At 44.7% G+C, this 26,753-nt stretch carries 22 protein-coding genes and 1 pseudogene; 6 read left to right on the top strand and 17 right to left on the bottom strand.

Translation table 11 applies throughout. From position 1 onward, the window contains the following. Positions 1-66 precede the first annotated feature (66 nt). The 12 genes and pseudogenes from atpA to CLIN57ABFB40_RS05460 all read right to left on the bottom strand — a co-directional run bounded on the left by atpA (position 67) and on the right by CLIN57ABFB40_RS05460 (position 11,945). Entirely contained in the window at positions 67-1,650 is a 1,584-nt protein-coding gene (gene atpA / locus CLIN57ABFB40_RS05515; RefSeq protein WP_175629234.1) for a F0F1 ATP synthase subunit alpha, read from the bottom strand. Then, positions 1,650-2,210, bottom strand: a complete 561-nt coding sequence (locus CLIN57ABFB40_RS05510) for a F0F1 ATP synthase subunit delta (protein WP_175629233.1) — start codon at positions 2,208-2,210, stop codon at positions 1,650-1,652. The genes atpA and CLIN57ABFB40_RS05510 overlap by 1 nt, the downstream gene beginning before the upstream one ends. A 5-nt stretch (positions 2,211-2,215) precedes the next feature. Beyond that, positions 2,216-2,719, bottom strand: coding sequence for a F0F1 ATP synthase subunit B (gene atpF, locus CLIN57ABFB40_RS05505; protein ID WP_136014544.1), 504 nt, complete (start codon positions 2,717-2,719; stop codon positions 2,216-2,218). 4 nt (positions 2,720-2,723) lie between these two features. Further along, a complete protein-coding gene (gene atpE / locus CLIN57ABFB40_RS05500) occupies positions 2,724-2,981 on the bottom strand; it encodes an ATP synthase F0 subunit C (protein ID WP_024988623.1) in 258 nt (85 codons plus the stop codon). A 54-nt stretch (positions 2,982-3,035) separates the two neighbouring features. Beyond that, complete coding sequence (gene atpB / locus CLIN57ABFB40_RS05495; RefSeq protein WP_175629232.1) at positions 3,036-4,175, bottom strand: F0F1 ATP synthase subunit A; 1,140 nt, start codon at positions 4,173-4,175, stop codon at positions 3,036-3,038. Next, a pseudogene (locus tag CLIN57ABFB40_RS05490) lies at positions 4,159-4,594 on the bottom strand (hypothetical protein). Before CLIN57ABFB40_RS05490 ends, atpB begins: the two are co-directional and overlap by 17 nt. A gap of 101 nt (positions 4,595-4,695) precedes the next feature. Continuing rightward, positions 4,696-4,941 carry an ATP synthase F1 subunit epsilon gene (gene atpC, locus CLIN57ABFB40_RS05485; RefSeq protein WP_175629231.1) on the bottom strand — a complete coding sequence of 82 codons (246 nt, stop codon included), beginning with the start codon at positions 4,939-4,941 and terminating at the stop codon, positions 4,696-4,698. Positions 4,942-4,953: 12 nt separating this feature from the next. Next, positions 4,954-6,471, bottom strand: coding sequence for a F0F1 ATP synthase subunit beta (gene atpD, locus CLIN57ABFB40_RS05480; protein WP_175629230.1), 1,518 nt, complete (start codon positions 6,469-6,471; stop codon positions 4,954-4,956). 562 nt (positions 6,472-7,033) lie between these two features. Beyond that, a complete protein-coding gene (gene purT, locus CLIN57ABFB40_RS05475; RefSeq protein ID WP_175630343.1) occupies positions 7,034-8,200 on the bottom strand; it encodes a formate-dependent phosphoribosylglycinamide formyltransferase in 1,167 nt (388 codons plus the stop codon). Between the two features lie 61 nt (positions 8,201-8,261). After that, complete coding sequence (locus CLIN57ABFB40_RS05470; protein WP_175629229.1) at positions 8,262-9,656, bottom strand: acyloxyacyl hydrolase; 1,395 nt, start codon at positions 9,654-9,656, stop codon at positions 8,262-8,264. Between the two features lie 30 nt (positions 9,657-9,686). Continuing rightward, a complete protein-coding gene (locus CLIN57ABFB40_RS05465; RefSeq protein ID WP_175629228.1) occupies positions 9,687-10,310 on the bottom strand; it encodes a chloramphenicol acetyltransferase in 624 nt (207 codons plus the stop codon). Positions 10,311-10,427: 117 nt separating this feature from the next. Next, positions 10,428-11,945 (bottom strand): DUF4301 family protein, encoded by a 1,518-nt coding sequence (locus CLIN57ABFB40_RS05460; protein WP_175629227.1) that lies wholly within the window; start codon positions 11,943-11,945, stop codon positions 10,428-10,430. 106 nt (positions 11,946-12,051) lie between these two features. Here CLIN57ABFB40_RS05460 and CLIN57ABFB40_RS05455 point away from each other — a divergent pair, with 106 nt between their 5' ends. Then, a complete protein-coding gene (locus tag CLIN57ABFB40_RS05455) occupies positions 12,052-14,268 on the top strand; it encodes a RelA/SpoT family protein (protein WP_175629226.1) in 2,217 nt (738 codons plus the stop codon). A 123-nt stretch (positions 14,269-14,391) separates the two neighbouring features. On the opposite strand, the gene CLIN57ABFB40_RS05450 is transcribed toward CLIN57ABFB40_RS05455, so the two are convergent. From CLIN57ABFB40_RS05450 to CLIN57ABFB40_RS05440, 3 genes are all read right to left on the bottom strand, one after another. After that, positions 14,392-15,549: an MFS transporter gene (locus tag CLIN57ABFB40_RS05450; protein WP_175629225.1), complete on the bottom strand. Its 1,158-nt coding sequence runs from the start codon at positions 15,547-15,549 to the stop codon at positions 14,392-14,394. 8 nt (positions 15,550-15,557) lie between these two features. Then, positions 15,558-16,379, bottom strand: a complete 822-nt coding sequence (panB, locus tag CLIN57ABFB40_RS05445) for a 3-methyl-2-oxobutanoate hydroxymethyltransferase (protein ID WP_175629224.1) — start codon at positions 16,377-16,379, stop codon at positions 15,558-15,560. A 198-nt stretch (positions 16,380-16,577) separates the two neighbouring features. Further along, the gene (locus CLIN57ABFB40_RS05440) at positions 16,578-17,225 is read right to left on the bottom strand and encodes an HAD family hydrolase (protein ID WP_175629223.1); all 648 of its coding nucleotides are present in this window, start codon (positions 17,223-17,225) and stop codon (positions 16,578-16,580) included. A 169-nt stretch (positions 17,226-17,394) separates the two neighbouring features. Here CLIN57ABFB40_RS05440 and CLIN57ABFB40_RS05435 point away from each other — a divergent pair, with 169 nt between their 5' ends. After that, positions 17,395-18,756: an MATE family efflux transporter gene (locus CLIN57ABFB40_RS05435; protein WP_175629222.1), complete on the top strand. Its 1,362-nt coding sequence runs from the start codon at positions 17,395-17,397 to the stop codon at positions 18,754-18,756. A 38-nt stretch (positions 18,757-18,794) separates the two neighbouring features. On the opposite strand, the gene CLIN57ABFB40_RS05430 is transcribed toward CLIN57ABFB40_RS05435, so the two are convergent. After that, complete coding sequence (locus tag CLIN57ABFB40_RS05430; RefSeq protein ID WP_175629221.1) at positions 18,795-21,113, bottom strand: ABC transporter permease; 2,319 nt, start codon at positions 21,111-21,113, stop codon at positions 18,795-18,797. Between the two features lie 14 nt (positions 21,114-21,127). Beyond that, the gene (locus tag CLIN57ABFB40_RS05425) at positions 21,128-21,802 is read right to left on the bottom strand and encodes an ABC transporter ATP-binding protein (RefSeq protein ID WP_254871704.1); all 675 of its coding nucleotides are present in this window, start codon (positions 21,800-21,802) and stop codon (positions 21,128-21,130) included. A 448-nt stretch (positions 21,803-22,250) separates the two neighbouring features. On the opposite strand from CLIN57ABFB40_RS05425, the gene CLIN57ABFB40_RS05420 reads away from it, so the two are divergent. The 4 genes from CLIN57ABFB40_RS05420 (at position 22,251) to CLIN57ABFB40_RS05405 (ending at position 26,612) form a co-directional block, all read left to right on the top strand. Then, positions 22,251-23,054 (top strand): metallophosphoesterase family protein, encoded by an 804-nt coding sequence (locus CLIN57ABFB40_RS05420; protein ID WP_175629219.1) that lies wholly within the window; start codon positions 22,251-22,253, stop codon positions 23,052-23,054. Beyond that, positions 23,035-23,838: a hypothetical protein gene (locus tag CLIN57ABFB40_RS05415; RefSeq protein ID WP_175629218.1), complete on the top strand. Its 804-nt coding sequence runs from the start codon at positions 23,035-23,037 to the stop codon at positions 23,836-23,838. Before CLIN57ABFB40_RS05420 ends, CLIN57ABFB40_RS05415 begins: the two co-directional genes overlap by 20 nt. A gap of 103 nt (positions 23,839-23,941) precedes the next feature. Then, positions 23,942-25,285: a sigma-54-dependent transcriptional regulator gene (locus tag CLIN57ABFB40_RS05410; RefSeq protein WP_175629217.1), complete on the top strand. Its 1,344-nt coding sequence runs from the start codon at positions 23,942-23,944 to the stop codon at positions 25,283-25,285. A 13-nt stretch (positions 25,286-25,298) separates the two neighbouring features. Beyond that, positions 25,299-26,612: a sensor histidine kinase gene (locus CLIN57ABFB40_RS05405; RefSeq protein WP_175629216.1), complete on the top strand. Its 1,314-nt coding sequence runs from the start codon at positions 25,299-25,301 to the stop codon at positions 26,610-26,612. Positions 26,613-26,753 lie beyond the last annotated feature (141 nt).

The following is a 26,753-nucleotide window of genomic DNA, read 5'->3' as shown; positions in this document are numbered from 1 at the left end:
GTCAACTGCCTCACGAATTATTATGAGCATTTATTTTTTAATTCTCAATTTTCAATTTTCAATTTTCTACAAGTATTGTTTGGCGACCATAGCGGCAGTCTCTTCGATAGCTTTAGTCACGTTATCATCAATAACACCGGTTCTCAATACATCCAATACATCCTCTTGGTGGTTCAGTTGCAGAGATTCGATGAAGCTACGTTCAAAGTCCTGCACTTTATCCAAGGGAACATCATGAAGAAGACCGTGCGTACCACAATAGAGAATAGCAATCTGCTGCTCTACGGGCATCGGGCTGTATTGAGGCTGAATCAACAGTTGGGCATTCTTACGTCCCTTGTCAATGGTCAAAGCCGTAATCGAATCCATGTCACTACTGAACTTGGAGAAAGCTTCCAGTTCGCGATACTGCGCCTGGTCAATCTTCAGCGTTCCGGCAACTTTCTTCATCGCCTTAATCTGAGCGTTACCACCTACACGTGATACGGATATACCGACATTAATAGCAGGACGGACACCTTGGTTGAACAAGTCCGTTTCGAGGAATATCTGTCCGTCCGTGATGGAAATCACATTCGTAGGGATATAAGCCGAAACGTCACCCGCTTGTGTTTCGATGATAGGCAGTGCGGTTAGAGAACCACCACCTTTGACGATGTCTTTCAGACTGTCTGGCAGGTCGTTCATTTCGCGTGCCACTTCTTCCTGGCTGATAATCTTTGCCGCACGCTCCAACAGACGGGAGTGCAGATAGAAAATATCACCCGGGTATGCTTCACGTCCCGACGGACGGCGAAGAATCAGGGAAACCTCACGATAAGCCACTGCCTGCTTGGAAAGGTCATCATAAACAACCAATGCATGACGACCGGTATCACGGAAGTACTCACCAATAGCAGCCCCTGCGAACGGCGCATAATATTGCAATGCAGCGGGATCACCCGCCGTAGCGGCTACTACAATCGTATATTCCAGCGCCCCGTACTCACGAAGCGTATTTACAATAGAAGCAACGGTAGAACCCTTCTGACCAATAGCCACATAGATACAATATACAGGGTCGCCTGCCAGAAAATTACTACGCTGGTTGATAATCGTATCAATCGCAATGGAAGTCTTTCCCGTCTGACGGTCACCGATAATCAACTCACGCTGTCCGCGACCAATAGGAATCATGGCATCAACAGCCTTCAATCCGGTCTGCAGCGGTTGGTTAACCGGCTGACGGAAGATAACTCCCGGAGCTTTCCGTTCCAACGGCATATCATACAAGTCGCCACCGACCAGTCCCTTGCCGTCCAGCGGTTCTCCCAGCGGATCGATGACACGTCCCAGCATCCCCTCTCCCACACGGATAGAGGCGATACGATTGGTACGCTTCACGATAAATCCCTCTTTGATTCTGTCCGTCGGACCCAGCAACACAGCACCCACATTGTCCTCTTCGAGGTTCATCACGATTGCTTTGATACCATTGTCAAACTCCAGCAATTCATTCGCTTCGGCATTCCGTAAGCCGTAGATACGGACAACGCCGTCGCTCACCTGGAGCACCGTACCGATTTCGTCAAGTTGCACATTGGCATTGATTCCTTCGAGCTGCTTGCGCAATATATCGGATACTTCACTTACTCTTATATTTTCAGACATTATACAATTCTCCTATTCTTATCAATAAATTGTTGTTTCACTCGCTTCAACTGCGTGGCAACACTTGCATCCAGCCGGTAGTCGTTAATATCGAAGATAAATCCGCCTTCGATAGACGGGTCTACCACCGTTTCCAGTTCCATTTCAGCATGCAGGATATGCGCAGCTGCGGAACGAATCCGGTCTTCCGTCTCCTTATCGACAGGCACAGCGGTAATCAACTTGCCGGTTCCGATATGTTTCAGTTTCCGGTAAAGGTCCAGATACATCAGGCAGATAAACTGCAGATAGCCCTCACGCCTGTTTCTCAGTACCAAAGTGATGAAACGGACAAACTCCCTCGTCGACTTACCGTCACCATCGGCAGCCGTACAGGCCAGTGCCAATTTCTCCTTCGTTGTGATGACAGGATTTTCAAGTGCTTCGCGCAGACCGGGCTGGGCACAGAAACTGTAAGACAACATCAGGAATTCCTGATATACCCTGTCTTCCACACCTTTTTCCTGCGCGTATTCAATCATCGCTTTCGCATAACGCATTGAGAGTATTCCAACTTCCATCTTCTTTAGTTCTTATTCGGGGTTAATACTTCATCCAGCATCCGGTCAATCATGCCCATCTGAGCCTCTTTATCCGCAAGATTCTTGCGGAGTACCTTCTCGGCGATGTCGACCGAAAGAACAGCCACCTGGCGACGAATGTCGCGGATAGCTTCGTCCTTTTCAATCTGAATTTGTTGTTTCACCGCATCCAGTTCTTTCTGTGCGGCTATCTCGGCTTGCTTACGGGCCTCGTGAACAATCTTGTCACGTTCTTCCATTGCCTCCCTCAAGATGCGTCCCTGTTCCTTGTTGGCGGCAGCCACCAACGCCTCGCCTTCCTCTTTCAGTTTGGACAACTGAGCGTTGGCTTCCCTCGCCACCTCCAAAGACTGGTCGATATAGGTCTTACGGCCTTCCACCATCTTGATGATGACGGGAAAACCGTACTTCGCCAATATCACGAACACAATCCCGAATGAGAGGAACATCCAGAACAACAGGCCACTATCAGGTAATAATAATGACATAGGCTTAGAGGAAGAATACCAACAGACAAACTACTACCGCCAATAATGCCACACCTTCAATCAAAGCGGCTGCGATAATCATATTCATACGAATGTCACCTGATGCTTCCGGCTGGCGCGCAATAGCTTCCATAGCCGAACCACCAATTTTACCAATACCCAAACCAGCTCCGATTACTGCAAGACCTGCACCGATAGCTGCACCTAATTTACTTACTCCTACTGCTGCTGCAGTGGCTTGTAACAATACTGATAGTATCATAATTTTCAGTTTTAAAAATGGTTTATATTTTTTATTTGCTCTCTTTTTATTTCTCTATTTGTCTTCCGCCTTTACCTTGGCTCCTTCCTGTGCCAGTCCGATAAACACAGCCGAAAGCATGGTGAATACATAAGCCTGGATGAAAGCGACCAACAGTTCAAGCGCATTCATAAAGATATTGAATAATACGGAAGCCACTGTCAGCGTGCCATTCAGCGCGGGTCCCATGCTTGCCGAGATGAATATCAGACAAGTGAGTACCAGCATCGCCATGTGTCCCGCCAGCATATTGGCGAAAAGACGAATCATCAAGGCAAACGGTTTCGTAAAGATTCCGAAGAACTCGATGAACGGCATCATCGGCACAGGCACTTTCAACCACCAGGGGACATCCGGCCAGAAAATATCTTTCCAATAATGCTTTGTTCCGAAGATATTGACTGCCAGGAAAGTGCATATTGCAAGCACCATTGTGATGGCAATATTTCCTGTCACGTTCGCACCACCGGGGAAAAATGGAATCAACCCCATCATATTATTGATAAAGATAAAGAAAAATGCCGTCAGCAGATACGGGGCAAACTTCCGGTAGTTCGGTCCGACACAACTCTTGATGATGTCGTCGTTCACCATCATGATGAACATTTCCATGAATCCGACAAATCCCCCCGGCGCCTTAGCTCCTTGTGGACGTTTCCTGTACCAATGCGCTACGCTCAACACAATAACCAGCAGCAATACGCTGTTGAATAACAAAGCGAATGTCACTTTCGTAATAGAAATATCCCAGGGGCGAACCTGCTCGCCTGCCGCGTTATATTCTACCAATTTGCCTTCATACTTACTTCCTTCGGGAGCGATGGAGAGCCCTTCATACGTGCCGCCATTCTCTTCAAGACGTGAAGAAAGGAACACATGCCAACCTGTACTACCACTATAAACGATGATAGGTAATGGTATAGTAATGTGCGTTTTGCCCCATGTCGTAATGTGCCATTCATATGAGTCGCCGATATGTCCGAACACGATTTCCTTCACGTCCACCGTATTCTCTTCCTCCTCTTGGGGAGTAATCGCATCCTGCGTCTGTGAAAGCACTTCCCCTGTCTGTTCCTGTGCAAGAACCGGCAGGCCGACTGCCATCATCAGACAGAACAGAACCAACGGAGCTACTATGTTATGCAACTGTTTCATTTTTCTTCTTATTTTTTCTTCTTCAGTTTCCGGTTCACTTCAAATGAGAAAAAAAACCAGGTTTCGAATATCAGATATACCAAATAGAACGAGATAAACGTCAGCAAAAATGCCTTGGCTTCTTCACGTACGGCAAGGCAATAAATCAAGACCAGAATAATAGAAAGAATCATCTTTACCATCTTTATCGCCAGATACAACAGTAACAATTTCTGCGGGGCATGCAGCCGGCACGCGTCGAACATATAGATACTAAACAACCCGAATAAATAGAAATAAACCGGAATGAACGGATATCCTCCAAAATAATGCCCCGGCAGAGCAAAGTGTAAAATAACCGCTCCAAGCGCCGCGCTTAAGATTGCAAACAAAGTATGCAAACCGATAAAATTCCGTTTCGTTTTAGTAATGTTCACCATGTCACTGTGTTTTTCTTACTGTACTTATTAAATCTCGTTTTTTCCAAATCCTGTGTGATGTCTGCCTTCCTTCATTTGGAGAGACTTCCGTTTCGTTTACATTAGGAAATGCAAGCGGAAACCGTCCCGTCACTCAGTTCGACAAAACCACCCTGAATATCCATTGTATGCTCCTCTCCTTCCATCGTCGTGTAACTCAGCGTTCCCGCTTTCAATGACGAGACGATAGGCGCATGCCCCGGAAGAATGGAAAACGAACCAATCCTGCCCGGCAATGTGACAATCTTCACATCTCCGTCGAATATGCTCTTCTCGGGCGATACTATACTCAAATGCAGTTCTTTCATCACTCTATGTTTTTATTTCTTTGCCTGTTCCAGCAATTTCTTACCTTTCTCTATCGCTTCTTCGATTGTTCCGACATTCAAGAAAGCCTGTTCGGGGAGATAATCCACTTCACCATCCAGAATCCTCTTGAATCCCTTAATCGTATCTTCAATAGACACCATCACACCCGGTACACCCGTAAACTGTTCGGCTACGGCAAACGGCTGCGAAAGAAAACGCTGCACACGACGGGCGCGGTTCACTACCGTCTTGTCTTCTTCTGAAAGTTCTTCCATACCAAGAATGGAAATAATATCCTGCAATTCCTTGTTGCGTTGCAAAATCTGTTTCACCCTTTGCGCTACGTCATAATGTTCCTGGCCTACGATGTGCGGGTCGAGAATACGGGAAGTAGAAGCCAAGGGGTCTACAGCCGGATAGATACCGAGTTCTGTAATCTTACGGTCAAGCACGGTAGTAGCGTCCAAGTGGCTGAAAGTTGTTGCAGGAGCCGGGTCCGTCAAGTCATCGGCAGGCACATATACTGCCTGTACAGAGGTGATGGAACCTTTGCGGGTAGATGTGATGCGTTCCTGCATCGCACCCATTTCCGTAGCCAGTGTCGGTTGGTAACCAACAGCGGAAGGCATACGCCCCAAAAGTGCGGACACTTCCGAACCTGCCTGTGTAAAACGGAAAATATTATCAATAAAGAACAGAATATCACGCTTCTCGCCTTCGCTTCCGGCGTCACGGAAAGATTCCGCTACCGTCAGACCGGATAATGCTACGGAAGCACGTGCACCCGGGGGTTCGTTCATCTGACCGAATATCAGTGATACTTGCGATTTCTCAAGTTCGTTATAATCTACTTTCGAAAGGTCCCAGTGTCCTTTCTCCATACCTTCCTTGAATGCTTCACCGTAACGGATAACGCCCGATTCAATCATTTCACGCAGCAAGTCGTTACCTTCACGAGTACGCTCACCTACTCCGGCAAATACGGAGAATCCGTTATGTTTCTTGGCAATATTGTTGATAAGTTCCTGAATTAGCACAGTCTTTCCCACTCCGGCACCACCGAACAAACCGATTTTACCACCTTTGGCATACGGTTCGAGCAGGTCGATAACTTTGATACCTGTGAAGAGTACCTCCTGCACAGTTGTCAAGTCTTCAAATTTAGGGGGATCGCGGTGGATGGAATATGCGCCTTTACGGTTCAGGTCTTTCATACCGTCGATAGAATCACCGACTACGTTCATCAACCTGCCTTTAATCTGTTCGCCGATGGGCATTGTGATGGGACCACCTGTGGGATACACCTTCATACCGCGTTGAAGTCCGTCGGTGCTGTCCATTGCTACGGTACGTACCGTATTCTCACCGATGTGTTGCTGCACTTCTACAACCAGTATTTTGCCGTTTGGCCTTTTTATCTCCAATGCATCATGGATACTCGGTAGTACCAGTTCTGCATCCGTACCTTCAAAGTACACATCGACCACTGGGCCGATAACCTGAGAGATATGTCCGATAATCTGTGACATAAGCAATCTTTTATTTATATTATTCTTTCTCTATTCCTATTGAAAAATAGTATGGCAAGGAACGTTGCGCGTTTTACCTGTTTTACTATTATAATAAACAGCTAAGTTCAGCTTTTGTTCATCTATTTTCTATTTCTAACAAATTATCATCAAAAGAAATAGTTAAATAAACAACCGCACAAATGTAGAAACAAATCCGTGAGGTTGTTCTTCCTTTGTCATTATTTGTCGTTCGATAACACTTATTAGCCCAATAAATACTACAAAAAGAACAATTTCGAAATATTTTAGTTACAAATAAACTAAAAGAAACAGTTTACAATAACAAAATAACAATAAACTAAATAATTGCTTATAGTTTTCTATATCTCCATTTAAAATCAGCGCATTAACAAAGGTCTAAAATAGTAGCAACAACAACTAGTTTTGTGTTCGAGCACAATACTATATTCCTAATTCTCTTCATAGTTTAATAAAGATTAAATGTGTTTTAATGAAAACACAAAATCCTGCACGAAAGTTTTCCGTACAGGATTCATATCATTCCTTATAAATGTATCTTTTAGTACACTTCTACTTTTTCAGCGATTTTCTTGGCCTTATCACGCAACGCGTCGAGGTCGGAATTCGACGGAGCGTAGCAGAGCACTACTCCCATACGACGGTTGACACGAGTAAACGGTTTACCGAATATGCGGAGATAGGTATCTTCTTCCTTTGTCACCTCTTCCAGTCCACGGTATTGAGGACGTTCCTGACTGGCAATCGGAGATAGAATAACGGCACTTGCCCCTATCCGCTCCTGCTTGATACCCGGAATAGGCAGACCAAGTACCGCACGAAGATGAAGCTCAAATTCGTTCAGGTTTTGTGTTCCAGCCAGTGTCACCATACCCGTATCATGCGGACGTGGAGAAAGTTCGGAGAAATAAACTCCGTTTTCGTGACTCAAGAAAAATTCCACTCCCCACAATCCTGCGCCTGTCAGGGCACGGGTTACTTTTTCCGCCATCTCTTCCGCTTCTTTCAAGTGAGCAGGGTCGATATGTGCGGGTTGGAAACTTTCACGGTAGTCGCCACCTTTCTGTACATGTCCGATAGGCGGGCAGAACAAGGTAGGACCGTCCTTTTGGGTAACGGTCAGCAAAGTGATTTCGCTGTCGAATTTGATAAACTCTTCGATGATAAGCTCACGAATATCCCCGCGGCTACCGCTGCATCCGTATTCCCAGGCATGTTCGAGTTCATCGGCACTCTTTACGAGAGACTGTCCTTTACCGGATGAGGACATTAAAGGTTTCACCACACAAGGAAAACCTATTTTAGCGGCAGCATCTTTCAGTTCTTCCAGTGTCTTGGCGTAGAAATATTTAGCAGTTTTTAGTCCGAGTTCTTTGGCTGCAAGGTCACGGATGGCCTTGCGATTCATCGTGAAGTTGACGGCTCGGGCACTGGGCACAACCTGGATTCCTTCTTTCTCGAAGTCGTACAGACGTTCTGTGCGGATAGCTTCAATTTCCGGCACGATGATGTCCGGCTGATGTTTCTTTACGACACGTTCCAGCTCTTCGCCGTTCAGCATGTCGAATACTTCAAATTCATCGGCTACTTGCATAGCCGGAGCTCCTGCATAAGAGTCACAAGCAATAATATGCTGACCTTTACGTTGGGCTGAGATTACAAACTCTTTTCCAAGTTCTCCTGAACCGAGTAACAGTATTTTCTTCATCATTTTGAGTGTTTTATATTAGTGACGCAAAATTAGTATATTTCGATGAAATACGGCTTTTTTAGTGACGTACTTTCGGATATTTATTATGAAAACGGAAACCAAGTCCAAGCATCAGGTAATTAGGGGTCTGGAAATTCTGAAGATTGTAGCCGATATGAAGGAATGAACTCCGGGTGATATTCATCTTCAAAGCAAATACTTGGTATAACCCTCGCAAATCTCCACGCCCCAATACATTCGAACCAAGCCCAACGCCAATAGTGAAATAAGGCATCACGTATTCCGCACGCCCCGAAACGCCCAAGGCTAACTGGTGCTGGATTCCCGGCCTACAGAAACGGCGTGAGCCGCTGCTGTCTCCATATTCTGAAATGACATCTTCGATATAAACATTGGCACTGCCGTCATAGACACCGTCCAACGAAACTCCGAAACGGAATTTATAACCGAGATTGTACATCGGGGCAAAGTTGAATCCCGCCACAGGATAGCTACCGGGGGAAGCAATCTGTTTTCCACTGTCTACATATACTCCTTTCCGGCGCCATGAACCGAACATGACAAGGTCATAACTGATGTGACGCGGGAAACGGGGAATAAGTGGAGTCACCAAAGATTTGGTCAAATCGGATTCCTCACGGTTGAAGTTGTAGACCAGTCCGATTTTAGCTCCGGTAGTATTCACACCCGCATTGGGAAACTTCGTGTTTCCATTGGAGAAATGTGTAACATCTCCACCGATAATCAAGTCAAAATAACGGGAGAATGCCCAGTTCAGATAGATACCGGCATTGAGGTAAGCATTCATGCGGGAACCGACGGCTCCGTTGTAGGAATTATAATCATTGTCATATGGCTGCCATCCGGTGGAAAGACCGAAATTCCACTCGTAATTAAGCGAAAGGCGCGGATTGAAACGTGCGATACGGGCACCTTGAAACAAGTAGAAAGTGACAGGGTCGCCGAGTTGTTTTTTGTCTCCAAAGGTAGTGACCGCCAAACCGAACCCTTGATATGCACCGCCATAGATACGGTCGGCACAGGTATTGGGACGGAATTTGAACGAATATTTCAGATGGGCTGCGAAAGATGTCTGAATTGGTTTCCACCGTTCATTCTCCCCACGCAGGAAAGGATTAGTGGGAAAAACGTATTGCGGGCGGGCTTCTATCCCCAGGCGATGGATGAAGCGATGGGGAGTGTATGTCGAAACGGTATCGAATCCATATTCCCCATATTCCGGGAAATATCCCTGCCGAAATCCCCGGACCTCTTCTTGCAACTTCCGGACTTCCCGACGGAGCTCAAGAACATCACGCTGAAGCTGTTTCACTTCCTGCCGGACATCTTCCAATGTGTCTTGTCGAACATCTTGTGCATATAAGAAAGTCTCCGGAAAAAGTAATACCGAACAGAAGGCGATGACTTTCCATCTTGATACTTTTAATCTCATATAGTCTAGTTTGTCTTTTTAGAACGAAGTTTATAAATCGAGGATTTCAATAAACTTGGCGACGTGATAACCATCCATCAGCCCATGATGGCAAGTGACGGAAACAGGCAGCAGCAACTTCTCTCCTTCGCGGAAGTACTTTCCGGTAGAAATTTTGGGGACGCTATCACCCGAACGTATATTGGTGGGGTGCTTCATATCTGTGAAAGTGAGCCACGGAACAGCCGAATAATGGATAGCGTTGGGATGGAATGTCCCACCCTTGTTCAGTCCGGTAGTAGCTTGCAGACGTTCCATTTCTGCTTTCGCTTTACGGATGAAGACAAGTTCGTCCGGGTCATATTCGAAGGCTGCGAAAGAAAAAGTATGGTCGGCACGACCTACGGTGGCTTCGGGCAGAAGACTGTCATAACACACTACCCTGTCTCCTTCGATACGATAACGGAACTCTTCGACTTTGGCGGCAGCGGTGACAATCCGGTGCAAGACCAAGAGGGAGAAAGACACACTTTTGTCTTTGGCTTCCTGATACGCACGGGTACAGTCTACGTTGACCGTCACTCCGAAAAACGGATCGTCAAAAGCACTGAAGTGCTCGAAATGTTCTTTTCTGTTCCAGGTAGCAATATCAATGATTTTCTCAATCTGATTCATTCTAAACACTCTTTTTTAAAGTTCACCACAGATTACACAGATTGAATAAGATATAATTGTTCGTATAAACAATCTGTATCAATTCAATAATCTGTGTAATCTGTGGTAAAAAAACAATTATTGATGTTGCTCGCGCAGCAGGTCGTTCACTGTCTTCACTGGATTGAAGGTAGAAAGGGGAACTTCTACAAATACGGTATTCCAGTCGCTCATTGCACCGTTCCACAAACCGGGAAGTTCGAGAGCTTTCAGGTCTTTGCCGTTCTTTGATTTGTAGGAAATGAAACCTGTTGCCTTATCCACGTACTTCACCAAATCGAACTTATGACCTTTATAGTCACGTACTGCACATATCAAGTCTACCGGGTTGAAGTGTGTACCGTTCTCGAACATTTCCTTCTTTTCGGGGTCGTTCATATCGATTTGCGAGCTTTCGAGGATTTGCAGGGAGATAGTTCCGTCGCTGTTGTATGCAAGAAACGGACCACCACCCGGTTCGCCTACGTTCTTCACCATTCCACAGACACGCATCGGACGGTTCAGTTTGTTCTTCAGATAAATGGCGAGTACGGAATCTTCGAGGTCTTTCGTTTCCGGATTCTTGCAGAAAAGTTTCTTTTGCAGGAACTGGAGCATTTCCATCATTTGGTCATGCGTATATTTGCCGCTGTCAAGTAGTTCGAGATATTCAAATGCTTGTTTTTGCAGGGAGACAAGTACGCCGGCAATCAGTTTCTTATAAGTAACAGTATCCTCTTTCAATTTGTCAGGAACTACGTTGTCGATATTCTTGATAAAGATAATATCGGCATCAAGGTCATTCAGGTTCTCAATCAGTGCGCCGTGTCCACCCGGACGGAACAGCAGTTTGCCGTTGTCGCGGAACGGTTGGTTGTCCATGTCAGCGGCAATGGTGTCAGTGCTCGGCTTCTGTTCGGAGAAAGTGATGTAATAATCGACACCGTAACGTTTGGCAAATTCGCCGGCTTTTTCGTCCACCAGTTTCTTGAAGAGTTCGCGATGTTCGGTAGATACGGTGAAGTGTACGTTGACTTTGCCGCTCTTTCCAGCTGCATACATGGCTCCTTCTGCAAGATGTTCTTCCAACGGAGTACGTGCACCTTCGGGATATTTATGGAATTTGAGCAGACCTTTCGGCAGTGCGCCATAATTCAGCCCGGCAGTTTCGAGCAATGCCGATACTACAGCTTTATAGTTGCCTTCTTCGATTAATCCGGGAATGTCCTTTCCGGCTGTACGCTGGCAAGCTACATTGAGGTCGTCATAGAAAGCAAAATCCTTGATACCGTCAAAAAATGCCAGTTCGAATTTTGTAGTCGGTTTATCATAGTCGGCAGATAGAAACTCGAACAGGTTCTTGAACATACGGCTTGCAGCGCCCGAAGCCGGTACAAACTTCACAATGGTCTTATCCGTGTTTGTATATGCGTCCCACGCTGCCAGATATGCTTTCTGCTCCTCGGCATTGGGAGCCAATATACCTTTTTCGATGGAAGCGGCCGCGTCCAGTTTCAAAAAAGGAAAACCAGTTTGGAAGCAAGCTAGTTGCTCTGCTATTTGCGCTTCCGTGATGCCTTTCTTGGCAAGCAACTCTTTGTCCTGTGTCGTTATCATAATATCTAATTTTATTAATTGATGCCCAAAAATACAAAATGTTATTTACTTCTTGCCGAATAACCAAGAAAAAAAGTAATTTTACATCGAATTAACAAGATTGAATATGGACGACTTTTTTACATCAGAGGAAAAAAAGGAGCTTTTTTCACTCTACCGGCATTTGATGAAATCTGCCGGAGACAGCATTTTCTGGCAGGATTGCCAAAAATTAAAAAAACATCTAATCAAAGCAGCCCAGTGTAACGGGTTGCAACGCAATAACTTCGGGATGAATCCCGTCATCAGAGATTTACAAACGGCAGTCATCGTAGCCGAAGAAATCGGTATGAAAGGCTCGTGCCTCATCGGTATCATGCTGCACGAAATTGTAAAGGCGCATATACTGTCTATCGAAGAAGTAAATACCGAATACGGAGAAGATGTGGCAAGCATCATCAAGGGATTGGTAAAAACAAACGAGCTGTATGCGAAGAGCCCGGCGATAGAATCGGAGAATTTCCGTAATCTCCTGCTCTCGTTTGCCGAGGATATGCGTGTCATACTGATTATGATTGCCGACCGCGTGAACGTGATGCGCCAAATCAAGGATACGGGCAATGAGGAAGACCGGAACAAGGTGGCGAACGAAGCCGCTTATCTATATGCCCCATTAGCGCATAAGCTGGGACTCTATAAGTTGAAATCGGAACTTGAGGACTTGTCGCTGAAATATACGCAGCGGGAAACTTACTATTATATAAAGGATAAGTTGAACGAAACGAAGGCGTCACGCGACAAGTATATCGCTGCGTTTATTGAACCCATACAGAAAAAGGTGGCGGCTGCGGGACTGAAATTCGACATCAAGGGACGTACCAAGTCCATACATTCGATATGGAACAAGATTCAGAAACAGAAAACACCGTTCGAAGGTATTTACGACTTGTTTGCCATCCGTATTATTTTGGATTCGGAACCGGAACCGGCAAAGGAGAAGCAGGAATGTTGGCAAGTATATTCTATTGTGACCGATATGTATCAGCCTAACCCGAAGCGTCTGCGTGACTGGCTTTCTATCCCGAAAAGCAACGGTTACGAGTCATTGCACATCACCGTGATGGGACCGGAAGGAAAATGGGTGGAAGTACAGATACGTACCCGCCGCATGGACGAAATCGCCGAACGCGGACTGGCTGCTCACTGGAGATACAAAGGTATCAAAGGCGAAACTGGTTTGGACGAATGGCTGACTTCGGTTCGCGAAGCATTGGAAAATGCGGACAACGACTCAATGAAAGTGATGGACCAGTTCAAAATGGACCTTTACGAAGATGAGGTTTTCGTATTTACTCCCAAAGGGGATTTGTTCAAACTGGCGAAAGGCGCTACGGTGCTCGATTTCGCTTTCCATATCCATAGCAAACTGGGATGCAAATGTATCGGTGCCAAGGTGAACGGCAAGAATGTCCAACTCAAACAGAAGTTGAACAGCGGCGACCAGGTGGAGATTATGACTTCAAACACCCAAACTCCGAAACAGGACTGGCTGAATATCGTGACTACTTCCAAAGCCCGTACGAAGATTCGGCAGGCACTCAAGGAGATGGTGGCGCGTCAGCACGATTTTGCAAAGGAGACATTAGAACGGAAGTTCAAGAACCGCAAGCTGGAGTATGACGAAGCGACAATGATGCGCCTTATCAAGCGTTTGGGATTCAAGAACGTGACGGAGTTTTATCAGAAAATAGCTGATGAAGCACTAGATGTCAATGAGGTTCTGGACAAATACATCGAGCAGCAGAAACGCGATAATGATACGCATGACGAGATTGTGTACCGCAGCGCCGAGGGATACAACATGCAGGTGCCACAGGAAGAGACGACATCCAAAGAAGATGTGCTTGTGATTGACCAAAACCTGAAAGGGCTGGAATTCAAGCTTGCCAAATGTTGTAATCCTATTTATGGCGATGATGTATTCGGCTTCGTGACGGTAAGCGGAGGAATCAAGATTCACAGGAGAGACTGCCCCAATGCGAATCAGATGCACGAACGCTTCGGTTACCGGATTGTAAAGGCCCGATGGGCGGGCAAGTCGGAAGGCACGCAGTATCCTATCACGTTGCGCGTTGTGGGACACGATGATATCGGTATTGTGACGAATATTACTTCGATTATATCAAAGGAGAATGGAATTACTCTTCGCTCTATTGGTATTGATTCGCATGACGGATTATTCTCAGGAACACTGACGATTATGGTCGGTGATACGGGAAGGCTGGAAGCGCTTATCAAGAAGCTGAGGACGGTGAAAGGAGTGAAACAGGTAAGCCGGAATTAACAACAAATTCATACTATAAAAATAGTGACGCTATCCGCATGTGATAGCGTCACTATTTTTATAGTATGGCGTCACTATCCGGACGGTATAGTGACGCCATTTTCAAGAGGGATTTTAGCACCCTTATCTCACTTTCTTTCTTATATAATAAGGATACGTCGCAATGACGAAAAACACCAAAGCCACCGAAGCTACTATCTGTCCGATATGAAGCATCTTGTCGGTATCCAAATCCAGGTAACACGCGGTAGCGATACCTAAGGAAATTCCGAACTCGCTTGCCAAAAGATGGGTGGTGTTTGCCGTTCCACGCTGGCAGTGATGGGACAACTTCACAAACATGACCAGAAATTCCGGCATGACAAGTCCCAATCCAAACCCCAAAAGTACAGAAGGAGCAGATATTGAGCCGGTCGCATCCAACAGAGACATCGCGAGCATTTCCAGTCCGATTCCTATAATGACCAATCTCAGTGTTTTCTCTTTCATAAAGAACAGGCGAGCCAAAAGCAGGGATACCAAATATCCAATTCCCACTCCTACAAAGAAAGGTACAGGTATTCCCATATTTCCAAGTACGGAGTCATTAAGGAAAGGATGGACAAGCGGAATCAACAATCCCGGTACGAACGTAATCAGAATCATATTAATGGCAGGAACCCATCCACGCAACAGCAAAAAGCGGTCGAAAGAATAGAGTTTGGTGACAATCGGTGCACGGAAAGGCACATAGACACCGGACGCTACCAGGATTCCCGCTGCTCCGATGATAACAGAGACAGACAACAAATTCTGAAAGGAGTAACTTTTATAAAGCCATACTCCGAGGATGATACCTAGAATCATTCCCAAACGCGCCATCCATGAGAAACCGACATTGCCCGCACTGCGCAGTGTAGAATTGGTGATGTCGATTGCCAGGGTGATGCCTGCGGTTGTCGCTATGCCAAAAGCCAATCCCTGCACGGTGCTCAGCAGGATAAGTTCCGTTATGTTGGTCACAAAAGCATAACCTACCGTTGCCGCTACCATAAGGGCAAAAGAGAATACACACACCGTCTTACGTTTGTATGCATCCACAAGATAGGCATGGAAAGGACCGATAAGGAACATTCCCAGCGTGAAAAATAGAAAAACTACTCCTGTCTGCGCCACCGGCACTCCGAGACGGTCCGCCATCTCAATGGAAAGTACTGGAAATAACACATACAAGGATATAAACAACAGCAAATTAGCTATACATATCCGCATAAAATGTACTGTCCACAATTTTACTGCCATATACTATTTTAATATTGTTCCTTCTCGTTGGGGAAGTAGCAATTCTTCACGTCGGATACATAGCGGCTGATTGCATCAGTCATCACCGTGTACAGGTCAGCATAACGACGTAAGAAACGGGGACGGAAGCCGTTGTTCATACCAAGCATGTCCTGAACAACCAATACTTGACCATCTACATGACCGCCTGCACCGATACCGATGATAGGTATGGTCAGTTCGGAAGCTACGCGTTCGGCAAGGGTTGCCGGAATCTTTTCGAGCACAATGGCGAAACAGCCTGCCTCTTCGAGCAGATGAGCATCGCGAATCAGTTTTTCCGCTTCGGCATCGTCTTTGGCACGTACGGTATAAGTACCATATTTATTAATAGACTGCGGCATTAGTCCGAGATGTCCCATCACCGGAATGCCCGCACTGATTATGCGTTTCACAGAACCAATGATTTCTTCTCCACCTTCCAGTTTCAAAGCATCAGCGTGACTTTCTTTCATGATACGGATAGCAGAAGCAAGACCTTCCATTTCGTTTCCCTGATAAGAACCGAAAGGCATATCTACTACTACCATCGCACGCTTCACGCCACGTACTACGGATTTAGCATGATAAATCATCTGGTCGAGCGTAATAGGCAATGTAGTCACATTTCCTGCCATTACATTGGAAGCGGAGTCGCCTACAAGGATTACGTCCATTCCTGCACCGTCTACAATCTGTGCCATTGTGTAATCATAGGAAGTAAGCATAGAAATCTTTTCGCCTCTCTGTTTCATTTCAACCAAGCGATGAGTAGTCACCTTTCTTGTATCATCTGATATATAACCAGCCATGTCTTTTTAAATTTTGAATTATAAATTAATTATTATGTGTTTCGAGCGATGTTCTTGAACACCGGCAAAAAAATCGGGGCAAAGTTATAACATTTAATTCATAACAGAGAAGGAAATGCAAAAAAATCCTCTCAACCCTTTGTCCGGGATAGCCGACAGATGGTTGAGAGGATGAAGAAGACGTTATACAGAGCGGAATCAGCGGTGCAACGTCAACAATTTATCGCAGGTCATTGCGGTAAAGTCATTCATGATATAATGGGCTTTTCCGGCGATGGCTTCGGCAGAATTGGTGGTGGCAAGTCCGATAACGGTCGCGCCCGAAGTCATTCCGGCTTGCAGACCGTGAAAAGAGTCTTCAAAAACATAGGTATTTTCGGGGATGACGCTGAATATTTCCATTCCAAGAAGGAAACAGTCGGGAGCGGGTTTGGAGCGGGCGAACATTTCGCCGGTGAGGATACGGTCTACCATTCCCTTAAATTCGGGATGAGCGTTGTAGACGTTTTGCATCTTTTCTTCGTTGGAACTGGTGACTACGGCTATCTTCACACCGTGACGGTGCAGGTCGGCTATAAAGGCTTCCACTCCGGGAATATATTCGTAGGACATTTGCTTTTCAAAAACATTAAGTTTGGCTGTGATTTCCCGTTGCGCTTCAGGGAGAGCCGGGAAGTATTTCTCGTAAATCTGCGTCAGAGTCTGTCCTTTGATACGGCGTCCGAAATCTTCTTCGTTCAGATATTTCAGTCCTTGTTCGTTCCAAAAGACGGTGTACTGTGTCTCTGTATCCATAATGACACCGTCGAAGTCGAACAGCGCCGCAATCGTTTTCGTTGTATTCATATAAACTTTCTTTTTACCTAAAACGTTAAACCTTGTGTATCAGTCGGTGCAAAGTTCCGAATAATCATCGAATCAGACAAATTATTCGTACCTTTGCAAAGCTAAAAAAAACGTAACATACGTTTTTATCCAACAATTCTACTGGTTTATCCAATAAATCGACTGACGCATGAGTAAGAACGACCCACATATCTTAGGAAAAGAGAGTATCGGCAAACTGCTGTTACAATATTCCATTCCTGCTATTATAGGAATGACGATTACTTCTATCTATAATATTATTGATAGTATTTTTATCGGGCATGGGGTCGGCCCGATGGCTATTGCAGGATTGGCTATCAGTTTTCCGCTGATGAATCTTGTGGTGGCTTTCTGTACGTTGGTGTCGGCAGGCGGTTCTACGCTTGCTTCTATCCGGTTGGGGCAAAAGGATATGAAGGGGGCTACGGAGATTCTGTCACATACGCTGATGCTCTGTATCACGAATTCTTTCTTCTTCGGGATATTGTCTTTTATCTTTTTGGATGATATATTGACTTTTTTCGGGGCGAGTCCTGATACGTTGCCTTATGCACGTAGCTTTATGCAAGTAATCTTGTTAGGAACTCCAATCACTTACACGATGATAGGATTGAACAACGTGATGCGTGCTACCGGCTATCCGAAGAAAGCGATGCTTACTTCTATGGTGACGGTGGTGGCTAATATCATCCTCGCTCCTATCTTTATCTTCCACTTTGAATGGGGAATGCGCGGAGCGGCTACGGCAACGGTCATTTCACAGTTGATTGGTATGGTGTGGGTAGTGAGCCATTTTATGAAGAAAGACAGTACGGTGCATTTTGAAGGAAAGGTATGGAAGATGAAGCGGAGAATCGTGGAGAGTATTTTCGCTATCGGTATGTCGCCGTTTCTGATGAATGTTTGTGCGTGTGCTATTGTTATTATTATCAATAACAGTTTGCAGGAATACGGGGGCGATATGGCTATCGGTGCATATGGTATCATCAACCGGTTGCTGACGCTTTATGTCATGATTGTATTGGGATTGACGATGGGTATGCAGCCGATTGTCGGTTATAACTTCGGGGCACAGAAGATAGACCGGGTGAAGCAGACGTTGAAACTGGGGATTATCTCGGGAGTGGTTATCACGAGCAGCGGTTTCCTGATTTGTGAGTTTTTCCCGCATGCAGTGTCCGCGCTCTTTACGGATAATGATGAACTAATCGGACTTGCCGTAGAAGGGCTTCGCTTGACGGTGTTGATGTTCCCATTCGTAGGAGCACAGATTGTTATCGGTAACTTCTTCCAAAGTATCGGGAAGGCGAAAATCAGTATTTTCCTGTCGTTGACACGGCAGTTGCTTTATTTGCTGCCATGCCTGTTGCTGTTCCCTAATTGGTGGGGATTGAAAGGGGTTTGGATTAGTATGCCGGTATCGGATGGATTTGCATTTATTACGGCGGTAATCAGTTTGATAATCTATATCAAAAAGGTATCCAAACAACAGAATGTGATAGCAGAATAAGGCTATTCCTGCCCTATTCTGCTTTTGTCCTTTGATTTCTATTCCACTTTGATACTATTTACCGGATTCTCATTGGCAATATGCCATGCTTTCAGAACAACACAAATTACAATCAATAATTGAACAGAGAGGGCTGTGCCTACAAAAAGCAACGGATTCAAGTCAATCTGCTCGGCAAACTGGTCGAGCCACGCCTGTCCCGCAAAATAAGAGACAACCGTACCTATCAGGATAGAAACTACAGAAACATATAAAATGTCATGTGTCAGTAGCCGCAAGACGTGGGAAGCCTCAGCACCGTTCACTTTCCGAATAGCTATCTCCTTGCTGCGACGTTGGGTTTCATCGTTCACGTAGCCTATCAGTCCCATGATGACAATCAACAAAATAAAGCCGGAAGTAATCCAGACGGAATTACGGAAACGGTACACATTCTTATATACGTCTTTCACCATGTTGTCCACTAAGACAAAGTGTAAGGATACATTCGGAAAGGTACTTTCCACAAATTCATTCAGACGTTTCAAGTTTTCGTCATAAGGTTCTTTCAGACGGACATCAAACACATGATTTGCATTCTCATCTCCTATCAAGACAATAGGAGATTGAGATGCATAAAAGCTGGTGTTACGAATGTCACGAAAAACACCCACAATCGTTCCCCGAACATCATTCAACTTTTTACCTACTGCCCCGTCCGTCCATTTCATCAGACGCACCAATTCCTCATTTACCAGCAAATCATCCTGCTTCTTTATCGTAGTTCCTTCAATTATCTTGATTCCCATTACTTCGGGATAATTATAATGGCAAGAATTATAATTCAGTGTAGCAATGCGTTTGCCGTCATTCCCTATCAGTCCTCGCGTCCAATACTCGCCAAGCACGCCATTTATGGCAACCGTCACTCCTTCCACCATCGGCTGGCGGCGAAACTCGTCTTTGATATGCTCCACCGATTCTTTGGGAATCCATGTCTGTGCCTGGGCCAATCCGGGCACGACAATTCCTATGTCCCGGTTCATCAAATGACTATACTGCAATAAGGTGACTAACAGCAACCCCAAGACAAAAGAAACCCCTGTAAATTGCACAAACAACAACGAACGTTTCCATCCTTTCTTCCCGTCAGTATAACGACGGAACACTTGTGTGACGGGAATACGTGAGAATAATCGTCCCGGTATGCCACCTGCCAAAATGAAAAGCACGAAGACAGTAAGTAGCGGCACCCACAACGTTTCCCAAGTAAAAAGTGAGGAAAGACGTACGGAAAGCAAATCTTCAATCAAGCCACGTGTATTAATTATCAGCAAGAAACTAAGCAATATGGAAATGATAATAAGTATTCCCGTCTCTGCCAAAAACATATTGAAGATATTTGCCGAACTGGCTCCATTGCACTTATGCACTCCTACCCCTTTCGCACGACGGCTCAATGTGGCAATGGATATAAGCATATAATTCATAATAGCCACAAAAAAGATAGCAAAGCCTAGGAATCCGTAAATAACCAGCCGTTTCTGCACATCGGGAGAATCCAAATGACGTTTCACTAACGGAATGGCACTAAATTCAACTTTCCAACCATCAAATTCTAAAGAAGTATATTTCCCAATCACCCGCTGGATATTTGCGTTCACCTTATCAATATCCGAAGCATCGCGCAAGCGAAGGAAAGCGTAAAAAACATCATTTCCACCCCAGCCGGCTCCCGCGTGATACCCCCCATTCTGATGGATGGAAATTACGAAGTCATGAGTAAGCATTGTGTTTTCCGGTACGTCCTTGTATATGCCGCGGATGGTCAGTTCTTCTTGTTTCTGAATAGAAAGCATTTTTCCAACAGGATTTTCATCTCCGAACGTCTCACGGGCAAAATGCTCTGACACAAAAACACTTCCGGGCATAATCATGTCTTTCGGATTTCCTTTCAGTACGGGGATGCCGAAAGTCTGAAAGAAACAGGTATCTGCATAGATGTAATTTATGTCGGACAAAAGTTTGTCTTCCTTATAGATATTAGCGCCACCAAAAGGAAGGACGCAACTGGCCATTTCGATTTCTTTCGGCATATCCTGTGCCAGAGTAGCGGCTGTCACATCAAAGACGGTATAGTCATAACTGGTTCCACCCTCATCACCCGCTGTCTCACCTGTGCTGGAGTTGGTTACCTGACAACGTACGAGTGCCAAGCGTTCCGCGTCCGGATAGCATTGCTCATAATTTAGCTCGAAAGCTATCTGCGAGAAAAGCAGAATACCAATGGTAAGCCCTAAAGAAAGGGAGATTACCCTTATGATATTCGACCCGCGCTCACGCAATAATGTGCGTATAGTATAGTAGATTTGTCTCATTGCTGATGCATTGTTTATGCCGTTACACTTGCTACGATACTTCCGTCGAATAAATGCACAGTACGATGAGCAAAGCTTGCATCGTGTTGTGAGTGGGTCACCATAATAATGGTAGTTCCTTCCTTATTCAGTTCAGTCAACAGATTCATTACTTCCGCACCGTTCTTGGAGTCAAGATTACCCGTAGGCTCATCGGCAAGAATTAATTTAGGGTTAGTGACAACAGCACGGGCAATGGCAACACGCTGTTGCTGACCACCGGAAAGCTGCTGCGGAAAGTGTTTGGCACGGTGGCTGAGACTCATTCGTTTCAGAATATCTTCTACCATTCGCCGACGTTCTGACGCTTTAAGCCCCAGGTAAGTGAGCGGAAGTTCCACATTCTCATAGACATTCAGTTCGTCTATCAGGTTGAAACTCTGGAATACGAAGCCTAATTTACCCTTGCGCACATGGGTACGTTCCTTTTCTTTCAGTCCGGCAACTTCCTGCCCCATCAACAGATACGAGCCTTCGGTAGGATTATCCAACAGTCCGAGGATATTCAACAAGGTGGATTTGCCACACCCCGAAGGTCCCATAATGGCTACAAATTCTCCTTCTTTCACTTCAACATTGACATGATTCAACGCGACCGTCTCCACTTCGGAAGTACGGAATACTTTACTGACGTTTTCAATCTTAATCATAATCTCTTTATTTTTATTATATTTCAATATATCACAGTTATTCATTTGCAATACTATATACCGAAAGTATCCGCACCATTCACTTTACGAATAGCTATCTCTTTTCTACAAAAGCGAAATAGTTGAACGGTATAATAAAAGTGCCTCATCATTTTTTTATTTTGTTATATTCGTACATAGAAAAACAGAAAACATGCCAAAGTCTTTTTCTTTTAGTTATCAGCCAGTTACATTTTTCTCCATAAGACATTATTTGTCTAATTATTAGACAGTAGTGTCTAATAATTAGACAAAGTACAATAGTTCTGTTCTCTCTCATAAAGAGCTATAAATTGATATTTACACTTCTTTATTGTTCTTTTTTTCCTATTTTCCATACTAGACCATCGTTGTTTCATTCGAAAACTATATCTTCGCTAAAAGTTTTCTAAACTATATTATTATAATTATGATGAGAAAAAGTTTATATGCGCTCTTGTCGTGTCTGTTACTTTCCGGATGCAGTATGATAGATTATCATCCGTACGATGTCCGAATCAGCGGCGAAACAAATGTCAATGCACACAACATCGAAAAGATAGAAGCGAATTGCAAAGGTAAGACTAAACTATGTTTTGTAACCATGGGTGATTCACAACGTTGGTATGACGAAACGGAAGAGTTTGTGAAAGAGATTAATAAACGGGATGATATTGATTTCGTCATTCATGGCGGAGACATGAGTGACTTCGGAGTGACGAAAGAGTTTCTTTGGCAGCGAGATATTATGAATGGACTTAAAGTACCTTATGTGGTCCTAATTGGAAATCATGACTGCCTCGGCACAGGGGAAGAAACATACAAAGCCGTATTCGGCCCTACCAATTTCTCTTTCATTGCGGGCAATGTGAAGTTTGTCTGCCTGAATACCAATGCACTGGAATATGATTATTCCGAACCCGTTCCGAATTTCACCTTTATGGAGCAAGAGATAAAGGACAGAAGGGACGAGTTTGAAAAGACGGTAATTAGTATGCACGCGCGACCCTATACGGACGTGTTCAATGACAATGTAGCCAAAGTGTTTCACCGTTATGTCACCAAATATCCGGGAATACAATTCTGCACGGCCGCCCATACTCACCACCATCGGGATGATGTGATTTTTGATGATGGAATACATTATATCACCAGTGACTGCATGGATTGCCGCAGTTATCTGGTATTTACCATAACTCCGGAAAAGTACGAATATGAACTGGTTAAATACTAAATATATCTTGCGGGCAGGAGTGCTGTCGATACTTCTCCTGTTCCCAGGTCTGATTTCAGCCACTTGTAAGACAGATACCGTCATAGACACATACAAGGCAGACTCACTCCGCTTTATCATCAAGTCGGATTCAATCATTGCTTTCCATACAGGTGATTCCGTATTTACAATTATCAAAGCGGATTCCATATTGCCTGCCACGCCCAAGGAAGTGAAGCGTACCCGTTACGATAACCGGGTGCACCGTTTCCGTAGAAACTGGGAAAGGATTATCCCCACTCATTCTAAAATACAATATGCCGGAAACATGGGATTGCTCTCTTTCGGCACAGGATGGGATTATGGAAAGCGGAATCAATGGGAAACAGACTTATTGCTAGGATTTATTCCGAAATACTCTTCAAAGAAAGCCAAAGTGACGATGACGCTCAAGCAGAATTATATGCCTTGGAGCATCAACATAGGAAAAGGATTCTCTACGGAACCGCTCACCTGCGGTCTTTATATGAACACGGTATTCGGAGACCGGTTTTGGGTAAATGAACCCGACCGTTATCCGAAAGGTTACTACGGTTTCTCAAGCAAGGTACGTTTCCATGTTTTCATGGGGCAGCGGCTGACTTATGATATTGACCCGCAACGCAGATTTCTGGCAAAGTCTGTGACTTTCTTCTATGAGATAAGTACTTGCGACCTTTACTTGGTCAGCGCCGTACCTAATAGCTATCTACGTCCCCGTGATTATCTCAGCCTATCCTTCGGATTAAAGTTCCAATGGCTGTAATTTCATTTTTGAGTTACAAATTTTGAAATTCATTTTTTTGAAATCCAAATATTGAAATCTAAACTACTTTTTTCGTAAGTTTGCGTTTTAAACTTACACGAAAATGAGTAAAGCAGGAACAATCATCATTGTAGACGATAATAAGGGAGTGCTGACAGCTGTACAAATCCTTCTGAAAAGCTATTTCTCAAAAGTTATCACACTCCCCTCTCCCGTCACACTGGCAAGTGCCATACGGGAAGAGAAACCGGAAGTAATATTGCTGGATATGAATTTCACATCGGGCATTAATACCGGCAATGAAGGGCTGTTCTGGTTGCATGAAATAAAGAAAGTACGCCCGGAACTGCCGGTCGTACTTTTTACAGCTTACGCAGATATTGAACTGGCTATCCGGGGGATTAAGGAAGGAGCTACTGACTTTATCGTGAAGCCTTGGGATAACCAAAAGTTAGTGGACACCCTACAAGCCGCAGCCGCATCTACACCCCGCGGAAAGAAAACGAGTATAAAAGAAGAACCTGGCCACCCGGCTATGTACTGGGGAGAAAGCAAAGTGATGCAGCAACTCCGTATGCTAATTGAAAAGGTTGCAGTTACCGATGCCAATATCCTGATAACCGGTGAGAACGGAACGGGAAAAGAAATGCTGGCACGTGAAATTCATTCCCTATCCAACCGTAGACATAAAGAAATGATTGCCGTCGATATGGGAACTATCACGGAATCCTTATTCGAAAGTGAACTTTTCGGACACGTAAAAGGCTCTTTCACGGATGCACATGCCGACCGCACAGGCAAATTCGAGTCTGCCGACAAAAGCACCCTGTTTTTGGATGAAATAGGAAATTTGCCTTATCATCTGCAAGCCAAACTGTTGACTGCCATCCAACGCCGAAGCATCGTACGTGTAGGAAGCAATACTCCTATCCCTATTGATATCCGGCTGATATGCGCTACAAACCGGGACTTGCAAGAGATGGTGGGTAAAGGTGAATTCCGGGAAGATTTACTCTATCGCATCAATACCATTCATGTAGAAATACCACCCTTACGGGAACGGAAAGAGGATATTATCCCACTTGCAGAAAGATTTATCGTACGTTTCTGCAAGCAATATGACAAGGCTTTGATGAAGTTTACACCCGAAGCTAAAGAGAAACTGACAGCACATCCCTGGTATGGCAATATCCGCGAACTGGAACACGTAATTGAAAAAGTCGTCATCATCAATGACAATCCGTTGATTCCTGCCGAATTGTTTCAATTATCAGTACCATCCCGCACAGGGATTCAAGAGAAAAACATTTCTACGCTCGAAGAGATGGAAATACAAATGATACGAAAAGCCTTGGACGCTTGTGCTGGAAACCTGTCGGCTGTTGCCAGCCAACTGGGAATAACAAGGCAGACTCTCTATAACAAGATGAAAAAGTTCGGATTATGATAAAAATCAGATTATGAGAAAGTTCTTCCGGCAACTTACCTACCGATATTGGTTCAGAATAGCATTAAGCGCCTGTGCTTGTCTACTGACTGCCTGGTTGGGCTTTCAAAAAGATTATACAGGGCTCGGCATCAGTACGATTCTGCTAGCTCTAAGTATCTTATGGCAAATCCGGCTATATCGTCATCATGTCAAGCAAGTGCTTTTTATGATTGACGCTTTGGAAAATAACGATAACGCTTTCCGGTTTCCCGAAGAAGACGGAACAGCGGAAAGCAGGCAAATCAATATGGCACTCAACCGGGTGGGACATATCTTATATAATGTAAAAGCGGAAACGGCACAACAGGAGAAATACTATGAACTGATTCTGGATTTTGTCAGCACCGGACTGTTAGTGCTCAATGACAACGGAGCCGTGTATCAGAAAAACAAAGAAGCCCTGCGGCTTCTCGGACTGAACATATTTACGCATGTCCGCCAATTGAGTAAAGTAGATGCCGTATTGATGGGCAAGATAGAGAATTGCCGTCCCGGAGAAAAGTTGCAGGTAACTTTCCACAACGAACGGGGAACAGTCAACCTCTCCATACGTGTTTCAGAAATTAACGTGCGCAAAGAGCATCTGCGCATCCTCGCCTTGAATGACATCAATACCGAACTGGACGAAAAAGAAATCGATTCATGGATTCGCCTGACACGTGTACTTACCCATGAAATAATGAACTCAGTAACTCCCATCACTTCACTTTGCGACACTCTCCTTTCCATATCGGAAGAGAAAGACGAAGAGATATATCATGGATTGCAAACAATCAGCGCTACCGGAAAAGGACTGCTTTCTTTTGTAGAATCTTACCGGCAATTCACGCGCATACCGACTCCCGAACCCTCTTTATTCTACGTAAAGGCATTCATAGAGAGAATGGTCGAACTTGCCCGCCATCAGAACCCATGCGAAAATATCTTCTTCCACATGGATATTTCACCTGCGGATTTGATAGTATATGCAGACGAGAACCTGATTTCCCAAGTTGTCATCAATCTTTTGAAGAATGCCATTCAAGCTATCGGCAATCAGCCGGACGGAAAAATTGAAATTCTGGCTTATTGCAATGATGCGGAAGAGATACTAATTGAAATAAAGAATAATGGTCCCCAAATCCCGCCAGAGATAGGCGAACATATATTTATCCCTTTCTTTACCACCAAGGAAGGCGGCAGCGGAATCGGACTGAGCATTTCGCGTCAGATTATGCGCCTATCGGGCGGAAGTCTTACGTTACTACCGGACAAGGAAACCAAATTTGTTTTAAAATTCAAATAACAACAACCTGTATAAACAGTATCGTTTGAGCCGGTTTATACAGCTATCAGTTTCTTACCGGTGCTTCCATTAACCCTTTTAGACAATTTAACTACCTTTTTTGACAAAAATACATCCAAATAGGGTTTTTATTTGTTGTTA

The sequence above is a fragment of the Bacteroides acidifaciens genome (assembly GCF_903181435.1).
GTDB lineage: Bacteria > Bacteroidota > Bacteroidia > Bacteroidales > Bacteroidaceae > Bacteroides.
Note: the sequence above shows the minus strand (reverse complement) of the source record. Positions and strands in the feature narration are given on the sequence as shown.

Excerpts from the sequence above, each read along its gene's own strand:
- CLIN57ABFB40_RS05405 (WP_175629216.1), top strand. The coding sequence starts at position 25,299 with ATGAGAAAGTTCTTCCGGCAACTTACCTACCGATATTGGTTCAGAATA.
- purT (WP_175630343.1), bottom strand. The coding sequence starts at position 8,200 with ATGAAGAAAATACTGTTACTCGGTTCAGGAGAACTTGGAAAAGAGTTT.
- CLIN57ABFB40_RS05465 (WP_175629228.1), bottom strand. The coding sequence starts at position 10,310 with ATGAATCAGATTGAGAAAATCATTGATATTGCTACCTGGAACAGAAAA.
- CLIN57ABFB40_RS05430 (WP_175629221.1), bottom strand. The coding sequence starts at position 21,113 with ATGAGACAAATCTACTATACTATACGCACATTATTGCGTGAGCGCGGG.
- atpB (WP_175629232.1), bottom strand. The coding sequence starts at position 4,175 with ATGAAACAGTTGCATAACATAGTAGCTCCGTTGGTTCTGTTCTGTCTG.
- CLIN57ABFB40_RS05420 (WP_175629219.1), top strand. The coding sequence starts at position 22,251 with ATGATGAGAAAAAGTTTATATGCGCTCTTGTCGTGTCTGTTACTTTCC.
- atpA (WP_175629234.1), bottom strand. The coding sequence starts at position 1,650 with ATGTCTGAAAATATAAGAGTAAGTGAAGTATCCGATATATTGCGCAAG.
- CLIN57ABFB40_RS05470 (WP_175629229.1), bottom strand. The coding sequence starts at position 9,656 with ATGAGATTAAAAGTATCAAGATGGAAAGTCATCGCCTTCTGTTCGGTA.
- CLIN57ABFB40_RS05440 (WP_175629223.1), bottom strand. The coding sequence starts at position 17,225 with ATGAATACAACGAAAACGATTGCGGCGCTGTTCGACTTCGACGGTGTC.
- CLIN57ABFB40_RS05410 (WP_175629217.1), top strand. The coding sequence starts at position 23,942 with ATGAGTAAAGCAGGAACAATCATCATTGTAGACGATAATAAGGGAGTG.
- atpC (WP_175629231.1), bottom strand. The coding sequence starts at position 4,941 with ATGAAAGAACTGCATTTGAGTATAGTATCGCCCGAGAAGAGCATATTC.
- CLIN57ABFB40_RS05455 (WP_175629226.1), top strand. The coding sequence starts at position 12,052 with ATGGACGACTTTTTTACATCAGAGGAAAAAAAGGAGCTTTTTTCACTC.
- atpD (WP_175629230.1), bottom strand. The coding sequence starts at position 6,471 with ATGTCACAGATTATCGGACATATCTCTCAGGTTATCGGCCCAGTGGTC.
- CLIN57ABFB40_RS05435 (WP_175629222.1), top strand. The coding sequence starts at position 17,395 with ATGAGTAAGAACGACCCACATATCTTAGGAAAAGAGAGTATCGGCAAA.
- CLIN57ABFB40_RS05450 (WP_175629225.1), bottom strand. The coding sequence starts at position 15,549 with ATGGCAGTAAAATTGTGGACAGTACATTTTATGCGGATATGTATAGCT.
- CLIN57ABFB40_RS05415 (WP_175629218.1), top strand. The coding sequence starts at position 23,035 with ATGAACTGGTTAAATACTAAATATATCTTGCGGGCAGGAGTGCTGTCG.
- CLIN57ABFB40_RS05460 (WP_175629227.1), bottom strand. The coding sequence starts at position 11,945 with ATGATAACGACACAGGACAAAGAGTTGCTTGCCAAGAAAGGCATCACG.
- atpE (WP_024988623.1), bottom strand. The coding sequence starts at position 2,981 with ATGATACTATCAGTATTGTTACAAGCCACTGCAGCAGCAGTAGGAGTA.
- CLIN57ABFB40_RS05425 (WP_254871704.1), bottom strand. The coding sequence starts at position 21,802 with ATGATTAAGATTGAAAACGTCAGTAAAGTATTCCGTACTTCCGAAGTG.
- atpF (WP_136014544.1), bottom strand. The coding sequence starts at position 2,719 with ATGTCATTATTATTACCTGATAGTGGCCTGTTGTTCTGGATGTTCCTC.
- panB (WP_175629224.1), bottom strand. The coding sequence starts at position 16,379 with ATGGCTGGTTATATATCAGATGATACAAGAAAGGTGACTACTCATCGC.
- CLIN57ABFB40_RS05510 (WP_175629233.1), bottom strand. The coding sequence starts at position 2,210 with ATGGAAGTTGGAATACTCTCAATGCGTTATGCGAAAGCGATGATTGAA.